Raw genomic sequence first — 14462 nt, forward strand, 5'->3', positions numbered from 1 at the left:
GCTACTCCATGAACCACGATTCCATTCAGGCTGCCGCCTCGGTTCTGGCGCAAGCGCGCATGACACGAACCCCGTGCGGTCGTATCTCCGAGCGCTTCCAGATTTCCACTCTGGCTGACGCTTATGCCGTACAGGAACTCAATACCCAGGCCGCGCTGGCCGCCGGGCGCCGTCTCAGCGGGCGTAAAATCGGTTTGACCTCGCTGGCCGTGCAAGAGCAGTTGGGCGTCGATCAGCCAGACTTCGGCATGTTGTTTGCCGATATGGAATACGGCGATGGTGAGGCCATTGACAGCTCCCGCCTGATTCAGCCCAAGGCCGAGGGTGAAATCGCTTTCGTGTTGGGGCGTGACTTGCCCAATCCGGACACAACACTGGGCGAGCTGATGAGCGCGGTGGAGTACCTGGTGCCGGCGCTGGAAATTGTCGATTCGGCGATTGAGAACTGGAAAATCACCCTGGTCGATACGGTGGCCGACAATGCTTCCTCGGGCCTCTACGTCCTGGGCAAGAGTCCCGTGCGCCTGGCCAATCTGGACCTTGCGCTGGAAGGCATGCTGCTGGAAAAAAATGGTGCTCAGGCGTCGATCGGTGTGGGCGCAGCCTGCCTCGGCAACCCGCTGGACGCCTGCCTGTGGCTGGCGCGGACCATGGCCGAATTTGGGCGGCCATTGCGCGCAGGCGACGTGCTGTTATCCGGAGCCTTGGGCCCCATGGTGCCCGTGACCACCGGTGACAGCCTGCGCTTGAAACTGACCCGGCTGGGTGAAGTGAGCTGCCGATTCGTATGAAGTGAAGGTCGCTGATCGTTTGGCGTCATGCGAAAGGGTGCCGGGTTGATAAACCGGCACCGTAACAACAAAAATAATGATGATGAGACAGCAGACCTGTCTGTTGATCTCGTGAGGGCGTGCCGTGTACGACTTTTTCGACGATCCTGCCAAGTTGGCACCTGCTCACGTGACTGTCGAGCCAGGTGAGGCGGGTAGTTTCATACTGCGATCCGCTGAACAACTGCAACCCTATGCCCGTTGTATCGGCGAGTGGCTGGAGCAATGGGCGCGCGAGGCTCCACTGCGCCCTTATTTGGCCGAGCGTCGCAATGGCGTCTGGTTCACCTTGAACTACAGCGAGGTTCGCCAACGCGTCGGCGCGCTGGCCCAGGGTTTACTGGAGCTCGATACGGTGCCCGGTCGACCGGTGCTGGTGTTGTCGGAGAACGACATCGACCAGGCTTTGATTACGCTTGCAGCCATGCATGTCGGGATTGCGGTGGCCACCGTTTCGGTCGCTTATTCGCGCAATACACAGAGCGGTTGCAGCAAGCTCAAGTCTATCGTGGCGCAGCTGCAACCCGCGTTGATCTTCATCAATGATGGAGACACCTATCGCCGCACCATCGAATTGATCCAACCGGACTGTCCCGTCGTGGTTGCGCGCAACGCCCAGGCCGTTCCTGGCGCGCTACCGCTGCCCATGCTTTACCGGGTCGAAAGTGCGCAGGTCATGGAGACTTTTCTGCGTCTCGATGGCGATGTCCCCGCCCGCTATATGCTGACCTCCGGCTCCACTGGCACGCCTAAGGTGGTGATCAATACCCATCGCATGCTGTGCGCCAACCAACAATCGATCGCCCAATGCTGGCGCTTCCTCGAAGGCAGTGAAATGGTCGTGGTGGATTGGCTGCCGTGGAGTCATACCTTCGCCGCGAACCATAACTTCAATATGGTGCTGCGCAATGGCGGCACGCTCTATATCGATGATGGTTTGCCGGTGACCGGGCGAATCGAGCGGACGGTGGAAAATATCAAGTCCGTCCAGCCAACGGTGTTTTTCAACGTCCCTCGTGGCTATGAAGCGCTACTGCCTTACCTGGAGCGCGACGAGGAGTTGGCGCAAGCACTTTTCGGTCGCCTGGACATGCTGTTCTATGCCGCTGCGGCTTTGCCACAGAACACGTGGGACCGGTTGATGGCCTGTGCGGAAAAGGTGCGGGACAAGCCCCTGTTCTTTACCAGCGAATGGGGCGCGACCGAGACCTCTCCAGTGCTCACCAATGTTCATTACCGTTTGGACAAGCCAGGCAACATCGGCCTGCCAGTACCGGGCGTAGAGATCAAGTTCGTGCCCAGCGGCGACAAGCTGGAAATGCGTGTGCGCGGACCCTCAGTGTTTCAGCAGTACCTCAATGACCCGAAAGGCAGCCTTGAGGCGTTCGATGAACAGGGCTTCTATCAGATTGGCGATGCCGGTCGACTGCTCGATCCCGAGCGCCCGGAGAAGGGCATCGTGTTTGACGGGCGGGTCACCGAAGACTTCAAGTTGACCACGGGCACGTGGGTTTCCGTCGGCACGTTGCGCCCACGCCTGGTGAGTGCCTTGGCACCTTACGCTTCTGACTGTGTGATTTGCGGTCACGATCGAGACGTGATCGGCGCATTGATCTATCCGACGCCGACGTTGCGCGCCTTGGCCGGAGCCCCCGGCAAGCGCATGACCGCTGAGCAACTGGCTCTGGAACCTGCCGTTCGCAGGGCCCTGAGTGCGGGCTTGCAAACACTGGCCCAGCAGTTTCCTGCGTCCTCGCAGCATGCCGTGCGCATGGTCATCCTCGACTCACCGCCGAGCCTCGATGATGGGGAGATTACTGACAAAGGTTACATCAACCAACGCGCTGCACTTGGCCTGCGTGCTGATGCGGTCAAGCGTCTGTATGCCGAGACGTTGGACCCGGCCGTGATCCTTCTCGACGAAGCTTATGGAGAAAGAAAATGAGTTCCAGAAAAATGAAAGTCGCCATCATCGGTTCCGGCAACATCGGCACCGACCTGATGATCAAGGTTCTGCGTAATGCCAAACACCTGGAAATGGCGGTCATGGTCGGCATCGACCCGGCTTCCGACGGTCTGGCCCGTGCCCAGCGCATGGGCGTGGCGGTGACCCACGAAGGCGTTGAAGGCCTGACCCGCCTGGACGTGTTCAAGGACATCGACTTCGTCTTCGATGCCACTTCGGCCGGTGCCCATGTGAAGAACGACGCGTTCCTGCGCTCGATCAAACCCGGCATCCGCCTGATTGACCTGACGCCTGCCGCCATCGGCCCGTACTGCGTGCCGGTGGTCAATCTGGAGCAGAACCTCGCTCAGCTCAACGTCAACATGGTCACTTGCGGTGGTCAGGCGACGATCCCGATGGTTGCGGCCGTGTCGCGCGTGGCCAAGGTGCACTACGCGGAAATCGTCGCCTCGATTGCCAGCAAATCTGCCGGCCCCGGCACTCGCGCCAACATCGACGAGTTCACCGAAACCACCTCCAAGGCCATCGAAGTGATTGGCGGTGCGGCCAAGGGCAAAGCAATCATCGTGATGAACCCGGCCGAACCGCCGTTGATGATGCGCGACACGGTGTTTGTGTTGTCCGAGGCAGCTGATCAGGCTGAGGTCGAGGCGTCCATTCTCGAGATGGCCGTAGCCGTACAGGCTTATGTGCCAGGTTATCGCCTGAAACAACACGTGCAGTTCGACGTTATCCCTGGAGACGCTCCGCTGCACATTCCGGGCCTGGGCACGTTCTCCGGGCTGAAGACTTCGGTGTTCCTCGAGGTTGAAGGCGCCGCCCATTACCTGCCGGCCTACGCCGGCAATCTCGACATCATGACCTCCGCTGCCTTGGCCACCGCCGAGCGCATGGCGCAGTCGATGCTGAACGCCTGAGGAAACCGACATGACTTTTAATCCCGGCAAAAAACTCTATATCTCCGACGTGACCCTGCGCGACGGCAGCCACGCGGTGCGTCACCAGTATTCGCTGCAGAACGTGCAGGACATTGCCCGCGCCCTGGACAAGGCCAAGGTCGACTCGATCGAAGTCGCCCACGGGGACGGTCTGCAAGGCTCGAGCTTCAACTATGGCTTCGCCGCGCACACCGACCTGGAGTGGATCGAAGCGGCCGCCGACGTCATCAGCCACGCCAAGATCACCACCCTGTTGTTGCCTGGCATCGGCACAGTGCATGACCTGAAAGCCGCGTACAACGCCGGAGCCCGGGTAGTGCGCATCGCCACTCACTGCACCGAAGCGGACGTCTCGAAACAGCACATCGAGTACGCCCGTGAGCTGGGCATGGACACCGTCGGCTTCCTGATGATGAGCCACATGATCCCGGCCGAGCAGTTGGCCGCGCAGGCCAAGCTGATGGAAAGCTACGGCGCCACCTGCGTGTACATGGCCGACTCCGGTGGCGCGATGAACATGCAGGACATCCGCGACCGTTTCCGTGCCTTCAAAGCCGTGCTCAAACCGGAAACGGAAACCGGCATGCACGCTCACCACAACCTGTCGCTCGGCGTGGCGAACTCGATCACTGCCGTCGAGGAAGGTTGCGACCGCATTGACGCCAGCCTCGCCGGCATGGGTGCCGGTGCCGGTAATGCGCCGCTGGAAGTGTTCATTGCCGCCGCCGAGCGTCTGGGCTGGAACCACGGCACCGACCTTTACGCGCTGATGGACGCCGCCGACGACATCGTGCGCCCGCTGCAGGACCGGCCGGTGCGGGTGGATCGTGAAACCTTGGCGCTGGGTTATGCCGGCGTCTATTCGAGCTTCCTGCGCCACGCTGAAATCGCCGCCGCGAAGTACGGCCTGAAGACCCTCGACATCCTCGTCGAACTGGGCAAACGCCGGATGGTCGGCGGCCAGGAAGACATGATCGTCGACGTCGCGCTCGACCTGCTGACGGCCCAGCGCCGTTAATTTTTCATCACACAGCGAATGAGCAACTGCCATGACCTATCACGTAGATATTCAACCAGCTGGGCAACAATTCGATCTGGATGCGAGCAATACCATCCTGGATGGTGCGTTGGCGGAAGGGCTGATGCTAAAGCACAGCTGCCGTGAAGGGACGTGTGGCAGTTGCAAGGGCAGGGTGGTAAGCGGCAGTGTCGATCATGCTAATAGTCCGCTGGAGGTTCTGAGCGAAGAGGAACGTGCTGCCGGACTCGCTTTGTTCTGCTGTGCCAAAGCGACCTCGGACCTGGTCATCGATGCTCCGGAAGTAACCGAACTTCGCGGTATTTCGATTCAGCAGACGGCCGCCCGCGTGGCCAGCATCGAAAAGGTCGCCGACGATGTCATCGTCGTTCGACTGATGTTGCCGCCTACGGTCACGTTCAACTATTACCCCGGCCAATATGCGCAAGTATTGCTCAAGGACGGCAGTCGTCGCAGTTATTCAATGGCTACACATTCGACAGTGGACAATCAACTTGAGTGGCATATCCGTCATATGCCAGGGGGCAGTTTTAGCGGGCATGTATTCAATGCGTTGAAGCCGCGCGAACTGCTTCGTCTGGAAGGTCCTTACGGTTCTTTCTATCTGCGTGAGAACGATCAACCGATGATCTTTCTCGCCAGTGGTACCGGTTTTGCGCCGATCAAGGCGTTGCTGGAGCAACTGCGTGAACAGGGAAATAACACACGTCCGGTTTATCTCTATTGGGGAGGACGGCAGCGCAAGGATCTCTACCATCACGAGCAGTTGCTCGAGTGGCAGGCCGAATTACCCTGGTTGAATTACATCCCGGTGCTCTCGGAACCGAACGATGCCTGTCAGTGGCAAGGCGCTTGCGGATTTGTACACCAGCAGGTCCTGTCCGACTTTGCTTCGTTGAAGCGCTTTGAAGTGTATGCCTGTGGGGCACCGATCGTTGTGGATTCCGCCCGTCGAGACTTTATCGGGCAGCGAGAGTTGCTGGAAACCAATTTCTACGCTGATGCATTCGTATAACCGCAACAACGTTAACTAACGGATTAGAACGAGCAACACCCGAACTTTATTGGGCACGCCTGCGTGGTCGCTCAACAGGTTCGGGGGCAGGGACACGCCAGCAGTAAGGACCCGTTCAATACTAATAAAAATAGAGAAAACCATGAAAGCTCAAGTTCGCGTTCCCTCGAGTATCGCTGTTTGTTTTGTTCTCTCCGTTCTTGCTGGGCAAGTAAGGGCAGCCGGTTTTGTCGAAGACAGTAAAGCCAGTCTGACGATGCGCAATTACTACTTCGATCGCGACTACAAAGGCACGTCCGCGCAATCGGCAGCCCGCGAGTGGGCCCAGGGCTTTATTCTCAAATACAGTTCGGGGTTCACCCCAGGACCTGTGGGTTTCGGTATGGATGCCGTGGGGCTGTTGGGCGTCAAGCTCGATTCATCGCCGGATCGTACTGGCACAGGATTGCTGCCGTACGACGTCCCCAGCCGAGAGCCGCGCGACGATTATTCGGAGCTTGGCCTGACTGGCAAAATGAAAATCTCGAAGACGGAACTGCAAGCCGGCACCATCAGTACGTTCCTGCCAATCGCCTTCGCCAGCCCCACGCGTTTGTTGCCGCAGACCTTTCGTGGTGCCTATTTGCGCTCGCAGGATCTGGACAACCTGACGTTGAATGCAGGCTGGTTGGACCGCATTAATCTGCGCGATTCCACCAGTTACCAAAAAATGACCGTCGCATCGCCCAACGGTCGTTTCAACCCCACCGCAGAATCGGACCGGTTCGTCTTTCTGGGCGGTGATTACAAATGGTCCGATAGCCTGACCCTGAAGTACTACCACGCTGTGCTGGACGAAATGTATCGCAAGGACTACTTCGGCTTCGAGCAGATACAGCCTATCGGTCCCGGGAAGCTGAAGACGGATGTGCGCTATTTCATCACAGGGGAAGACGGCGCGGCCAAGGCTGGGCACGTCGACAACCGCAATCTGGGGATGATGTTCACTTATTCGGTGGGCGCCCACAGCCTGGGGGCCGGTTATATGCAGCTCAACGGCGCTACCGCCATGCCTTATCTGACCGGGACCGAACCCCTGGTAGTGTCCGAAGGGGCGCTCAGTTCCGAGTTCCTCAACCCCAAGGAGCGCAGTTGGCAAGTGCGCTACGACTACGATTTTGCGGGCGTCGCAGTGCCGGGCCTCAAAGGCATGGTGCGCTACCTGGAAGGCAGCAATATCCAACTGCCGACGGCTTTGGGTGGCGATGGCCTCAGTGAAAGCGAAAAAGATGTCGAACTGTCCTATGTCGTGCAGTCGGGCACTTTCAAAGGGGTCAGCGTACGTCTGCGTCATGCCTGGTATCGCAACGATTTCGCCCCGGCGGCTTCCTTCCGAGATGACAACGAGACACGGGTGAACATCGACTACACCTTGGCGCTCTGGTAGTCCAGGCAGCGACTGGCCGAACGGGCGCCATCAAGCGCCTGGCCGCTCCCAACCACCACAACAAGAACAACAACATTGGATTACTGATCATGCAGCAGCGTGTATACGACGTTCCGACACATCGAAATCGAATGGCCGCGGCGCCTCTCCCTAGCCGTCCTTCCGGTTATTGCACCTACAGCGCTCCGCACTCCGAAGCCACATCCGTCCTGCTCGCATTCCACTGAGGATCACTCATGGACTTTTCAATACTGGCATTTCTTACCCAGGACGGGCTGACCACAGGCGCCATTTATGCATTGGTGGCTCTGGCACTGGTTCTGGTGTTTTCGGTTACTCGCACGATCCTGGTGTTCCAGGGCGAGTTCGTGACCTTCAGCGCCCTGACACTAGCCACGCTCCAGTCCGGCCTTTTGCCTGGCACGTTGTGGTTGTTGATCGGTTGCTCAATCGCGGCATGCCTGCTAGACAGTGCAATCGCATTGAAACACCGACAGCCATGGCAATTGCCACGAATCGCGCTCAGCTACCTGGCACTGCCACTTGCATTGCTTGTAATACTCAGCACTTTTGACCTGCAAAGCCTTCCAGGACTGATAAAAATCATTGTTGCACTGGCGATCGTTACACCGTTGGGACCACTGCTATACCGGCTGGTCTATCAGCGCGTTGCCCAAAGTTCGGTATTAGTGCTGCTGATCATTTCGGTCGCTGTGCACATCGTGCTGATCGGGGCCGCCCTGTGGATGTTCGGTGCTGAAGGTGTACGAACTGAGGCCTACAGTGATGCCGGTCTGATGCTCGGTGAACTCTCGATCAGCCTGCAAAGTCTGCTGGTGGTTGGTTGTGCGTTGCTGTTGATCGGCCTGCTTTACGTTTTCTTTGGCCACAGTTTGTATGGCAAAGCCCTGCGAGCCACTGCATTCAATCGCACTGGCGCGCAACTGGTGGGCATTCCCACTCAACTCGCCGGCAAAAGCGCTTTTGCGCTGGCAGCCTTCATTGGGGCAATTTCCGGAATCCTCATCGGCCCACTGACAACCTTGTATTACGACTCCGGTTTCCTCATCAGCCTCAAGGGCTTCGTTGCCGCAATCATTGGCGGTCTGATCAGCTATCCATTGGCCGCCGCAGGTGCCTTCCTGGTAGGCCTGCTAGAAAGTTTCGCGACCTTCGGGGCATCGGCTTACAAGGAGGTCATCGTTTTTACACTGGTCATACCCGTGTTGCTCTGGCTCTCGCTGAATCACCCCAACATTGAGGAGCAACACTAATGGCCCGTCGTCTCATACCGCTGTTTCTTCTGCTCTTGGCGGCCTGTATCGCCCCTCAGATATTGCCGTCCTTTTACGTCAGCCTGTTTAACTACATCGGCTTGTACAGCCTGGTTGCGTTGGGCCTGGTGTTATTGACGGGGGTCTGCGGCCTGACGTCGTTCGGCCAGGCAGCCTTCGTCGGCATCGGGGCTTATGCCACCGCAGTACTCAGTACCACACTGGGGTTATCACCTTGGCTAGGGCTTCTGGCCGGCTTGAGTATGACCCTTGTTGTTGCCTTGGTACTCGGCCTGCTGACCTTGCGCCTGGCGGGTCACTACTTGCCCATTGGCACCCTGGCTTGGGGGTTGGCGATCTATTACCTGTTTGGCAATTTGCCGGGGCTGGGAGGTTTTGGCGGCATTCAAGACCTGCCAACCATCGCTTTGTTTGGCTGGCGGATCGACAGCGCAGCGGATTTCAGCCTTCTGATCGGAGTCTTGCTGATCGCCTGCATCTGGCTGCTCGACAATCTTCTGCACAGTCGTCAGGGGCGCGCCATCCGCAGTCTCAAGGAAGCTGGCGGCATGGCCGAGGCGATGGGGGTGGACACGGCACGCAGCAAATTGATCGCATTCGTGCTGGCAGCCCTGCTTGCTTCGCTATCCGGCTGGCTCTATGCGCACATGCAACGAGTGGTCAATCCCACACCTTTTTCGGTGAACATGGGTATCGAATACCTGTTCATGATCGTCCTGGGTGGCACTGCGAGCCTATGGGGAGCGCTGGTTGGCGCGGCGCTTGTGACTTTGATCAAGCAGGTGCTGCAAGACGTGTTGCCGATGTTGTTCGGGCATGCCGACAACTTCGAAATGATTTTCTTTGGTCTGCTGGTGATTCTTGTACTGCAGTATGCCCGAGGAGGTTTGATGCCACTTTTGCGCAATCGCCTGCCGACACTTCGCGCTTCCATCCTGCCCCTCGCCGATGCAACTGCATTGCCGCGGCGCCAGCCACCCACGAATGGCTCCCCGCTGCTGATAGCCGAAGGCCTGGTGAAGCGTTTCGGCGGGCTTGTCGCAAATAATGATATGAGCCTATCGGTCAAATCAGGCGAAATCACAGCGCTGATCGGCCCGAACGGCGCGGGCAAGTCCACATTGTTCAACCTATTGTCCGGGGTATTACCTCCCACTGCCGGACAGATCCTGTTTCTGGGCCAGCGCATCGACGGCCTCCCACCACGCAAAATCGCCAGGCTGGGCGTGAGCCGCACCTTCCAGCACGTGCGGCTGCTACCGGAAATGAGTGTTCTGGAGAATGTCGCTCTTGGCGCCCATAGCCGGGCAAATGCAGGACTCCTGCGTTCACTGCTGCACGCAGAGCGCGAGGAAGAAAAACGCATTCTGGCCGAAGCAACGCGACAAATCGAACGCGTGGGACTCGGTCAATTCATCCACACCCCTGCTGGCAGCCTCGCTCTGGGACAGCAGCGCATTGTCGAGATCGCTCGTGCCCTGTGCAGCGATCCCTTGCTGTTGCTCCTCGACGAACCCGCAGCGGGTCTGCGATATGGCGAAAAACAAGCGTTGGCCGGTCTGCTCGAACAATTGCGAAGCGAAGGCCTGGGCGTGCTGTTGGTGGAGCACGACATGGACTTCGTCATGCGTCTGGCTGACCACGTCGTAGTGATGGAGTTCGGCCAGCGCCTTGCTGCCGGGACCCCCGATGAAATACAGGACAACCCGGCGGTGCTGGCCGCTTATCTCGGAGGGGTGGAATGAGCCATCTACTGCAAGTTCGTAATCTCTCGGTCAGTCATGGCAAGGTCGAAGCCGTGCGCAAGCTCGACCTGCATGTCGAGGAAGGCCAGATCGTCAGCCTGATCGGCCCGAATGGAGCGGGTAAAACCACCTTGATGGCAGCCCTTATGGGTTTGCTGCCCGCTACCGGCGAAGTGCGCTACTTGGGCCAACCGCTGTTGGCCCACAAGGGCGTTGCGCAACGTGTTGGCATGGGCATGGCGCTGGTGCCGGAAAGCCGCGAACTGTTCGGCCCGATGAGCGTGGAGGACAACCTGCGGCTGGGCGCATTCAATCGCCACCGTCGCGGTCTGCGGGATCACGACCAGGGACTGGATGAGGTGTTCGGTTTGTTTGCGCGACTGTATGAACGTCGCCAGCAGGCAGCCTGCACCCTCTCCGGCGGCGAGCGGCAGATGCTTGCCATTGGACGCGCATTGATGGGCAAACCCCGATTGCTGATGCTCGACGAACCCAGCCTGGGTCTTGCTCCGAGGGTGATCAACGAGACGTTCTCGATTATCGAGAACCTGCGGCGCAGCGGCGTTTCGATTCTCTTGGTGGAGCAAAACGCAAGAGCTGCGCTCAAGATTTCGGACTACGGGTATGTCATGGAACTAGGCGAATTGGTTCTGGAAGGTCGAGCTGAAGACCTGGCGCAGAATCCAAAAGTCATTGAGACCTACCTCGGCCGTAAACCCACTACATTCGGCCCCCCAAAAACTGAGGCAGTAGATGCCTGAGTAAGCAAAACCTGCTGATCAGAGTTCCCTCGCACATAGAACAACAAAACCACCTGGAGCTTCCATGAAACGCCACATCGCCTTGTTTTTTACTGCATTGATGACAACAGCAGCTCATGCCGACATCTCTATCGGCATCATCCTTTCGACAACCGGGCCTGGAGCCTCTCTGGGCATTCCAGAACGCAATACCGTGCAACTACTGCCCAAACAGATCGCTGGGCAAACCGTTAATTACATTGTCCTAGACGATGCTAGCGACAGTACCGCGGCCACCAAGAACGCTCGCAAACTGGTGAGTGAATATGCTGTTGACCTGCTGATCGGCTCCACCACGGTGCCAACCTCCTCGGCGGTCGCCCAAGTCGCCAAGGAAAGCACTACGGCGCAGATCGCCCTTGCTCCTTACGTCCCGCAAAACAACGAAAATCATTGGATCTTCACTATTGCTCAAACCAATACCCTCATGGCCAAGGCGCTCATTGAGCACATGCAGAACAACGGCGTAAAAACACTGGGCTACATCGGTTTCAACGACGTCTGGGGCGAGGACTGGTTCAAGGCCCTCGGCGAACTGGCTCCCGCAGCCGGCATCACACTGGTGCGAGACGAGCGTTTCAACCGTACTGACTCCTCTGTCAGTGGCCAGACATTGAAAGTTATCGGCACACGACCTGACGCAGTGCTGATCGGCGCTGCCGGAGCTCCCGCGGCGCTCCCCCATACCGAACTGCGCAGGCTCGGCTACAAGGGCGCGATTTACCACACTCATGGCGCTGCCAATAGCGCCTTTCTGCGGATCGGCGGCAAAGCCCTCGACGGGGCCATCCTGCCCGTCGGTCCGGTAGTGGTCTGGGACAAGCTACCCGACAACCATCCCTCCAAGGCAATCGCGAGCCAATACGCCCAAAGCTATGAAGCGCAGTTCGGCCCCCACAGTCTCTCGCCTTTTGGCGCTTATCTATATGACGCCATGCGCCTGGTGGAGGCCGCAGTACCTGGCGCACTGCAAGTCGCCCAGCCCGGAAGCCCCGAGTTCCGCCAAAGCTTGCGTGATCGGCTGGAAAAAACCGACAACGTTGTCGGTACCCATGGGGTTTACAACTTAAGCCCAACTGACCACTTCGGGCACGACCAACGCGCCCGTGCGCTTGTCAGCGTGCAAAACCAGCAATGGGTTCTGCTTAACGTTCCTCAATAAAGATAATTGTCTAGTCCTGAAATAGGTATGCACCTGTTTCACCACAATGCCCGATGCACTGCATCGGGCATTTTTTTCTGGGCGCCAGGCATGGTGGTGGCCACATTGGTAATGCGCTACCAGACCACGGACGACCGGCAAGGCGGTGATCGTGTCGAAGACAATAAGGGTAGGGCATAGCGATCGCCCCCTATGTGAAATTTGCGCTCGCAGGATCTGGACAACTTGATGTTGAGTGTCGGCTGGTTGGACCGCATCAGCGCGGTTCCACCAACTATCAAAAAGCCCGTTGCATCGCCCAATGGCCGTTGCAACCCCAAGGCCGAATCAGACCAGTCTGTCTTTCTGGGTGGTGATTACAAATGGTCCGATAGCTTGACACTGAAGTACTACCACGCGTAGCTCGACGAAATGGTTCCGAGTTCATTAACTGGCCGTATGAACGCCGTAGCGCTCATGTTAGATTTCTCTGAAATGGCCCGTTTTGAATGTCCGCTGGTGGCCGATTTTGTTGAAAAAGTCGGATTTTCAGCTCGCCTGAACTCAGGCACGACCACCACCGGAGAACCTGCTCACCACATTGAGTGGTTTCTCGGCCCTTCGTTGACCTTTGCTGCTCTGTTATTGGGTTAGTTTGAGGTTTTTTGCTTCGTGCAGGCGCACCTATCCCGTAGCAGGTGGCCCTTGAGATGCAAGTTTGGCCAGACGCCGGAGGTTCTGTACCGCGGCCGCCAGCGTGAACTCATCGGTCGCGCCACTCATGCCACGTAGTCGCAAGCGATCCAATTTCAGGATGCGCTTGAGGTGGGCAAACAACATTTCGACCTTCTTACGTTCGTGGCGAGAGCGCACGTACGCAGGTGTCGCTGCGATGCGCCGAGCCACATCACGAGCAGCTTCATGGACGCTGCGGGCGATCTTGCGAAACGCAGTGTTCGGGCAGCACTTGGCTTTCATCGGACACATCGCGCAGTCGGTCTGCCTGGATCGGAAGATGATGGTGTTGGCTTTGGTGACGTGCGAACGCTCGTTCTTGAAGGCTCGCCATTCGCTACGTAATGCATTGCCGGCCGGACAGCGGTATTCCTCAGCCTCTTCATTCCAGTGGAAATCGTTGCTCGAAAAACTGTCGTTCTTGCGCTCGGTTTTGTCCCACACCGGCACATGCGGCTCGATGTCCTTTTCCTCTACCATCCAGGCCAGCATCGGCGCGGTTCCGTAAGCGGTGTCGCCAATAAGGCGTTCCGGCTTGATGTCGAACTGCGCCTCGACCCGGTCGATCATGATCTTGGTGCTCTCGACCTCGGCCGTGCGATGAGCCGGTGTGGGTTCCACATCCACGATGACACCGTGCTCGGTATCGATCAGATAATTCGTGGAGTAAGCGTAGAACGCTGGGCCACCTGGAGCTGCGGCCAACGGGCTTGAGGATCAGTCAGCGATAGGCGCTTCGGTAGCGTTTCGGCCAGAGCCTCGTCATCGAGTGCCTCAAGATACTCACGCACGGCGCGGGTGCTCAGGGCCGGATCGCTCCAGTTGACCGGCTCATCACCCGGTACACCGCGCTGCCGGCTGGCATCCGCCTTGATGATGCTGGCGTCCACGGCAAAGCCTTCACCTTTGACCAAGCCTGCGTCCATGCAACGACGCAGCACTTCATTGAACAGCCAGCGAAAGAGATCACTGTCCCGAAAACGGCCGTGTCGATTTTTGGAAAAGGTTGAGTGATTGGGGACTTCATCTTCAAGGCTCAACCGGCAGAACCAGCGATACGCCAGGTTCAAATGGGTCTCTTCGCACAACCGCCGCTCGGAGCGAATACCGTAGCAATAGCCCACGATCAGCATGCGGATCATCAGCTCAGGGTCAATCGAAGGACGCCCAATTGGGCTGTAGAAATCGGCGAGGTAATGGCGCAGGTCGCTCAGATCGAGGCACCGATCAATGCTGCGTAGAAGGTGATTGGCTGGGATGTGCTCTTCAAGGTTGAACGAGTAAAACAGTCGTTCCTGCCCACTCGATAACTGTCCCATCATGCTGCGTGCTTCCCTGCTGGCCAATGTAGAGATTTTGCCGCAGGCCAGACAGGGGAGCTACTTTTTCAACAGAATCGACCCCTAGCAGACCTTCCAAAAAGGAGCTGTCGTCCAATGGCCGGCCATAAAAAATGCCGTGTGAGCCTGAATCTCAGAAAGTCCACAACAATGCAGACGCCGCTCTCTGCGCGGTGTTTTTTGGGCGCGCGG

Annotated in this window: 12 protein-coding genes and 1 pseudogene; 12 read left to right on the forward strand and 1 reads right to left on the reverse strand. The window is 58.1% G+C overall.

The window, feature by feature from the left end; translation table 11 throughout:
• The first annotated feature begins 8 nt into the window (after positions 1-8).
• From ACA054_RS15150 to ACA054_RS15205, 12 genes are all read left to right on the forward strand, one after another.
• A complete protein-coding gene (locus ACA054_RS15150) occupies positions 9-791 on the forward strand; it encodes a 2-keto-4-pentenoate hydratase (RefSeq protein ID WP_497690117.1) in 783 nt (260 codons plus the stop codon).
• Positions 792-915: 124 nt separating this feature from the next.
• Positions 916-2775: a feruloyl-CoA synthase gene (locus ACA054_RS15155; RefSeq protein ID WP_497690118.1), complete on the forward strand. Its 1860-nt coding sequence runs from the start codon at positions 916-918 to the stop codon at positions 2773-2775.
• On the forward strand, positions 2772-3713 hold the full coding sequence (locus ACA054_RS15160) for an acetaldehyde dehydrogenase (acetylating) (protein ID WP_497690119.1): 942 nt from the start codon (positions 2772-2774) through the stop codon (positions 3711-3713). Before ACA054_RS15155 ends, ACA054_RS15160 begins: the two co-directional genes overlap by 4 nt.
• A 10-nt stretch (positions 3714-3723) precedes the next feature.
• A complete protein-coding gene (dmpG, locus tag ACA054_RS15165; protein WP_497690120.1) occupies positions 3724-4752 on the forward strand; it encodes a 4-hydroxy-2-oxovalerate aldolase in 1029 nt (342 codons plus the stop codon).
• Positions 4753-4783: 31 nt separating this feature from the next.
• Positions 4784-5788 (forward strand): CDP-6-deoxy-delta-3,4-glucoseen reductase, encoded by a 1005-nt coding sequence (locus ACA054_RS15170; protein WP_497690121.1) that lies wholly within the window; start codon positions 4784-4786, stop codon positions 5786-5788.
• A 142-nt stretch (positions 5789-5930) separates the two neighbouring features.
• Positions 5931-7214, forward strand: a complete 1284-nt coding sequence (locus tag ACA054_RS15175; protein ID WP_497690122.1) for an OprD family porin — start codon at positions 5931-5933, stop codon at positions 7212-7214.
• 236 nt (positions 7215-7450) lie between these two features.
• Positions 7451-8488 carry a branched-chain amino acid ABC transporter permease gene (locus ACA054_RS15180; protein ID WP_497690123.1) on the forward strand — a complete coding sequence of 346 codons (1038 nt, stop codon included), beginning with the start codon at positions 7451-7453 and terminating at the stop codon, positions 8486-8488.
• Positions 8488-10254: a branched-chain amino acid ABC transporter ATP-binding protein/permease gene (locus ACA054_RS15185; RefSeq protein WP_497690124.1), complete on the forward strand. Its 1767-nt coding sequence runs from the start codon at positions 8488-8490 to the stop codon at positions 10252-10254. Before ACA054_RS15180 ends, ACA054_RS15185 begins: the two co-directional genes overlap by 1 nt.
• Positions 10251-11015 carry an ABC transporter ATP-binding protein gene (locus ACA054_RS15190; protein ID WP_497690125.1) on the forward strand — a complete coding sequence of 255 codons (765 nt, stop codon included), beginning with the start codon at positions 10251-10253 and terminating at the stop codon, positions 11013-11015. Before ACA054_RS15185 ends, ACA054_RS15190 begins: the two co-directional genes overlap by 4 nt.
• Before the next feature lie 64 nt (positions 11016-11079).
• Positions 11080-12216 (forward strand): ABC transporter substrate-binding protein, encoded by a 1137-nt coding sequence (locus tag ACA054_RS15195; RefSeq protein ID WP_497690126.1) that lies wholly within the window; start codon positions 11080-11082, stop codon positions 12214-12216.
• 228 nt (positions 12217-12444) lie between these two features.
• Entirely contained in the window at positions 12445-12618 is a 174-nt protein-coding gene (locus ACA054_RS15200; protein ID WP_497690127.1) for a hypothetical protein, read from the forward strand.
• A gap of 36 nt (positions 12619-12654) precedes the next feature.
• Positions 12655-12849 (forward strand): hypothetical protein, encoded by a 195-nt coding sequence (locus tag ACA054_RS15205; RefSeq protein WP_497690128.1) that lies wholly within the window; start codon positions 12655-12657, stop codon positions 12847-12849.
• A gap of 30 nt (positions 12850-12879) precedes the next feature.
• Here the strand turns inward: ACA054_RS15205 and ACA054_RS15210 are convergent.
• Positions 12880-14252 (reverse strand): annotated as a pseudogene (locus ACA054_RS15210) (transposase).
• Between the last annotated feature and the right edge of the window lie 210 nt (positions 14253-14462).

It is taken from the genome of Pseudomonas sp. LBUM1653 (assembly GCF_059716115.1).